Genomic DNA, 4,402 nt, shown 5'->3' on the forward strand with positions numbered 1-4,402 from the left:
CTTAAATAATTAGTTAAAATAGATTGTGACGTCGCTATTCGATAAGATGTACAACTCATTTTAATTTCATTTTTTGCTTCTTCTAATAAAGTTAATATTTTGCTAGTGTAATCTAATAAAATTTCACCTGAAGGTAACAGTGAAACCCCTTTGTTATCTCTATGTAGTAAAGCTGTTTCTAATTCTTGTTCTAATTTTTTGATTCGCTCAGTTACATTTGGTTGAACATAACCTAACTCTTTAGCAGCTTTACTAATAGAGCCCTCATTCGCTACAGTTTTAAATATGATAAGATCATTTATTTCCATTCATTTCAGCCCCTTATACGGTATCATTATAAATGATACCAAGCATAATTTATACCTATTTTACACCGATCCAACATCGATTTATCATTATGTATATAATATCGAAAGTGAGTGATAAACATGATTGGAATGCAATATAAGGTCATATTGCCAAAGGATTATGACATGGAGATTATTAGGCAAAGGGTAAAGGCTAATGGGTATAAAACAGATGGTTTTCAAGAACTGAATTTTAAAGCCTATTTAATTGCTGAGGCAGGTAAGAATGAAAATTTATATAATTGTTACGCTCCATTATATATTTGGAATAACCATGAAGGGATGAATAAATTTATCTTTGAGGGCTATTACGATAATATTTTAGACTCATTTGGATGGCAACAAATTAATATTGGTGTTCCTTTAGTTGTTAATCTAAGTGATGATTTTAAGAAAAGTAGATATGTTGTTGAATATGCGGGAAGTATTTCTCAAAGTAAATCATTGATTGGGACTCAATTAAATACAATGAACGAAAATGTACAAAATACAGAAAAGTGTTTAGGTAATGTAATAGTTTATAATCCAGATAAATGGGGTTATAGTCAATTCAATTTTTATAATGAGAAGCCTGAAATAGATGTAATGGACAATGTTACAATATATGAGATTTTACACATTTCACAATAAAATCTTCTTGAATGCCAAAATAAGAAAAAGGAATGAGAATATATGCCTTTTGTAAACGTTTATTATCCTGAAAATATATTAAATAAAGAAACGTTGAAAAAGATAAGTGAATGTATTCATCTGTCATTAATTGATTATTTTAACATCCCTGAAAATGATTATTTTCAAATGTTTTTACCTTATCGACTAAACGAATTTTTTTATAATCCATATTATTTGTTAGAGCAAGAAGAAAAGAGAACAGAGAACATAATGCATGTTTCTATTACATGTGGACCAGGAAGAACGATAAAGCAGAAAAGAGAGTTATATCAATCGATATCACACGAAATATCTGAATGTTCGAACATCGGTAGCGCTGATATTTTTATTACACTAAATGAGACAGCTGCTGAAAACTGGTCATTTGGTCAAGGGGTGGCACAACTAGTGAAGAGGAAGGGGGAGTAAAATGATGAATGAACCAATTGAATTTTATATTCAAAAGAAAATGAGAGAAATGGCACCTGCATTTGCTCATTATAGTGAAGAAATATTGTTTGAAGAAGTGTGGCGGGATGCCACTTTAACATTAAGAGAAAGAAGCTTATGTACATTGTCGGTACTAATCAGTCTTGGTAATACAGAACAATTACCATTTCATCTGAAGCTAGCTAAACAAAATGGGATGATGGAGAATGAATTAGTTGCATTAATAACACATATGGCTTTTTACGTTGGTTGGCCAAAAGCTGTGGCAGCTTTAAATATAGCAATGAGTGAAATGGAAAGTTAAGAATAATGATTTCGGGAGGTATTTTTAACATATTTCTACTTGCATTACTATCACTTGAGTGGTAAAGTGATAGTGAGATCAACGCTAGGAAGTGATGAAACATGCGTGAAAATACGATAGGATCGTTAATCTGGTTACGTTTAATACGGTTTACGAACCAAAGTAATCAGATGTCAAATGAGTTTTTGAAACGTTTTGATTTGACGACAGCTCAATTTGATGTACTTATGCAAATACGGATTTATCAGCCCCTTACACAAATGGAGTTAGCCGAAAAAGTTACTGTGACGCAAGGTGGTATTTCTAGAATGTTAACACGTCTTGAAAAAGAAGAGTATATAGTACGTAAACAAGATTGGAAAACGAAAATGATTAGCCTTACTGAGAAGGGTGAAGCAGTATTAGAAGGAGCATTGCCAGAGCAACTTGCATTCCAATCATCCTTTTTTGATGATGTATTAGATGAGGAAGAACAGAAAATACTATACGCGTTAATGACAAAAGTTCATAAGCATAGTGAAAAAAAAGAATTACCACATGAGTAATTTTTTTTACACTATCAATTGACTAATCAAGTGATGGTTAGAGGAGGAAATATTATGTATACAATTCCAGGGCATCACCACATTTCTATGGTGACAAAAAATGCGAAAACAAATAATGATTTTTATCAAAAAGTATTAGGATTACGCCGAGTGAAAAAGACAGTCAATCAAGATAATCCATTTATGTATCATTTGTTTTATGGCGATTTAACAGGGAGTGCTGGAACTGAATTATCATTTTTTGAAATGCCGAATGTAGGAAGAACAATCCGTGGTACAAATGCAATAACACAAATAGGCTTGCTCGTACCTTCAATAGAAAGTCTTACATTTTGGAAGAGACGTTTTGAGTCGCTCCAGGTGGAGCATGGGGAGATTACAACTTACGCCGGAAGAGACGCACTGCACTTTGAAGATCCAGATGGCCTACGGTTAGTGCTGTTAAATAATAAAGGTGAAGAGGTGCCTGAATATTGGACTGGATGGGATGAATCTTCTATAGAGCAGAATCATCGTATTTTAGGTATGGGAACAGTTGAAATGACAGTGCGCAGTTTAAATAAATTATCAAAAATATTAACAGGCTTGTTTAGTTATAAAGAAGTATCTCGTTCAGACGATGAGGGGATTTATCAATCTATTGCTGGTCAATCTTTTGGAGAAATTTTGGTGAAACAGCAAGTGGGAGAGAGTGAAAGACCTGGAAAAGGAAGTATTCATCATTTAGCTATTCGTGTAAAAAATGATGAAGAACTGAGTTATTGGAATGAAGCGGTGAAAGATAAAGGGTTCCAATCAACAGGGATCATCGATCGCTTTTATTTTAAAAGTTTATATTTCCGTGAGTCAAATGGCATTTTATTTGAGATTGCGACGGATGGACCAGGATTTACAGTAGATTCAGCAGTTGAAGAATTAGGGAAAGAGCTGGATTTACCACCATTTTTAGAAGAGAGAAGAAAAGAGATTGAAGAGAAATTAATACCACTTGATTAAAAGGGAGAGAGCAACTATGGAAAAATACCGTATTGATACAAGTAAAGGAATTGAATTTGGATTATATTCAATTGGAGATCATATTTTAAATCCGCATAATGGTTCGAAAATAAGTGCAGAAAAAAGAATTCATGAACTAATTGAAACAGCCAAGTTAGCAGATGAAGCTGGAATTGATGTGTTTGCTGTCGGTGAAAGTCATCAAGCGCATTTTACAACGCAAGCTCATACAGTTATTTTAGGAGCTATTGCACAAGCTACGAAAAATATTAAAATCGCGAGTTCTGCAACAGTATTAAGTACGTCAGATCCGGTTCGTGTATATGAGGATTTTGCTACAATTGATTTAATTTCTAATGGTCGTGCTGAAATCGTTGCTGGTCGTGGATCTCGTATTGGGGGATATAGTTTACTTGGTTACGATGTAAATTATTATGAAGAACTATTTGAAGAGAAGATGGATCTTTTATTAAAAATAAATAAAGAAGAAAGTGTAACATGGAAAGGGCAGTTTAGAACGCCACTTGAACATGCGGCAGTTATACCGAGAGCTAAAAATAACAATATGCCAATTTGGCGTGCTGTCGGAGGGCCACCTGCTAGTGCGATTAAGGCAGGGCACGCAGGTGTACCAATGATGCTTACGACACTTGGTGGCCCAGCTATTAATTTTAAAGTTTCGGTTGATGCATATCGTGAAGCTGCTGAGCAAAGTGGTTTTGATCCAGCGACATTACCAATTGCGACAACAAGTTTATTTTATACAGCAGAAAATTCACAAGATGCACTTAGTGAATATTATCCTCATATTAATGCTGGTATGCTTGCGCTACGCGGTGGTGGGTATCCGAAACAACAATTTACTAATGCAGTAGACCACCGTGACGCGTTAATGATTGGTAGCCCGCAACAAATTATTGAAAAAATGCTTTACCAATATGAATTATTTGGACAGCAACGTTTTATGGCACAAATTGATTTTGGCGGTGTACCATTTGATAAGATTGAGAAAAATATTGAATTAATTGCTACTGAAATTATGCCGGCTGTTAGAAAATATACAACAAAATAATGATAAAAGTACCGAGAATATAATCTATTCTCGGTAC

At 34.1% G+C, this 4,402-nt stretch carries 7 protein-coding genes; 6 read left to right on the forward strand and 1 reads right to left on the reverse strand.

Translation table 11 applies throughout. The features are described 5' to 3' along the window. A partial coding sequence (locus AB3X48_RS18325; protein WP_367959791.1) for a LysR family transcriptional regulator occupies positions 1–308 on the reverse strand: 308 nt, incomplete at its 3' end. 120 nt (positions 309–428) lie between these two features. On the opposite strand from AB3X48_RS18325, the gene AB3X48_RS18330 reads away from it, so the two are divergent. From AB3X48_RS18330 to AB3X48_RS18355, 6 genes are all read left to right on the forward strand, one after another. Continuing rightward, positions 429–977, forward strand: a complete 549-nt coding sequence (locus AB3X48_RS18330; RefSeq protein ID WP_016104553.1) for a DUF4865 family protein — start codon at positions 429–431, stop codon at positions 975–977. Between the two features lie 42 nt (positions 978–1,019). Then, positions 1,020–1,427, forward strand: coding sequence for a tautomerase family protein (locus AB3X48_RS18335; protein WP_016104554.1), 408 nt, complete (start codon positions 1,020–1,022; stop codon positions 1,425–1,427). 1 nt (position 1,428) lies between these two features. Further along, the gene (locus AB3X48_RS18340) at positions 1,429–1,752 is read left to right on the forward strand and encodes a carboxymuconolactone decarboxylase family protein (protein ID WP_016104555.1); all 324 of its coding nucleotides are present in this window, start codon (positions 1,429–1,431) and stop codon (positions 1,750–1,752) included. Between the two features lie 101 nt (positions 1,753–1,853). Then, positions 1,854–2,297: a MarR family winged helix-turn-helix transcriptional regulator gene (locus AB3X48_RS18345; protein ID WP_002158279.1), complete on the forward strand. Its 444-nt coding sequence runs from the start codon at positions 1,854–1,856 to the stop codon at positions 2,295–2,297. Between the two features lie 54 nt (positions 2,298–2,351). After that, the gene (locus AB3X48_RS18350; protein ID WP_256415943.1) at positions 2,352–3,293 is read left to right on the forward strand and encodes a ring-cleaving dioxygenase; all 942 of its coding nucleotides are present in this window, start codon (positions 2,352–2,354) and stop codon (positions 3,291–3,293) included. A 16-nt stretch (positions 3,294–3,309) separates the two neighbouring features. After that, positions 3,310–4,365 (forward strand): LLM class flavin-dependent oxidoreductase, encoded by a 1,056-nt coding sequence (locus tag AB3X48_RS18355; RefSeq protein WP_016104557.1) that lies wholly within the window; start codon positions 3,310–3,312, stop codon positions 4,363–4,365. Positions 4,366–4,402 lie beyond the last annotated feature (37 nt).

Origin of the sequence: Bacillus sp. S4, from assembly GCF_040838205.1 — a bacterium.
Taxonomy (GTDB): Bacteria; Bacillota; Bacilli; order Bacillales; family Bacillaceae_G; genus Bacillus_A; species Bacillus_A cereus_U.

Bases quoted from the DNA above. Each gene is read 5' to 3' on its own strand.
- AB3X48_RS18330 (WP_016104553.1), top strand. From the start codon at position 429: ATGATTGGAATGCAATATAAGGTCATATTGCCAAAGGATTATGACATG.
- AB3X48_RS18335 (WP_016104554.1), top strand. From the start codon at position 1,020: ATGCCTTTTGTAAACGTTTATTATCCTGAAAATATATTAAATAAAGAA.
- AB3X48_RS18340 (WP_016104555.1), top strand. From the start codon at position 1,429: ATGATGAATGAACCAATTGAATTTTATATTCAAAAGAAAATGAGAGAA.
- AB3X48_RS18345 (WP_002158279.1), top strand. From the start codon at position 1,854: ATGCGTGAAAATACGATAGGATCGTTAATCTGGTTACGTTTAATACGG.
- AB3X48_RS18350 (WP_256415943.1), top strand. From the start codon at position 2,352: ATGTATACAATTCCAGGGCATCACCACATTTCTATGGTGACAAAAAAT.
- AB3X48_RS18355 (WP_016104557.1), top strand. From the start codon at position 3,310: ATGGAAAAATACCGTATTGATACAAGTAAAGGAATTGAATTTGGATTA.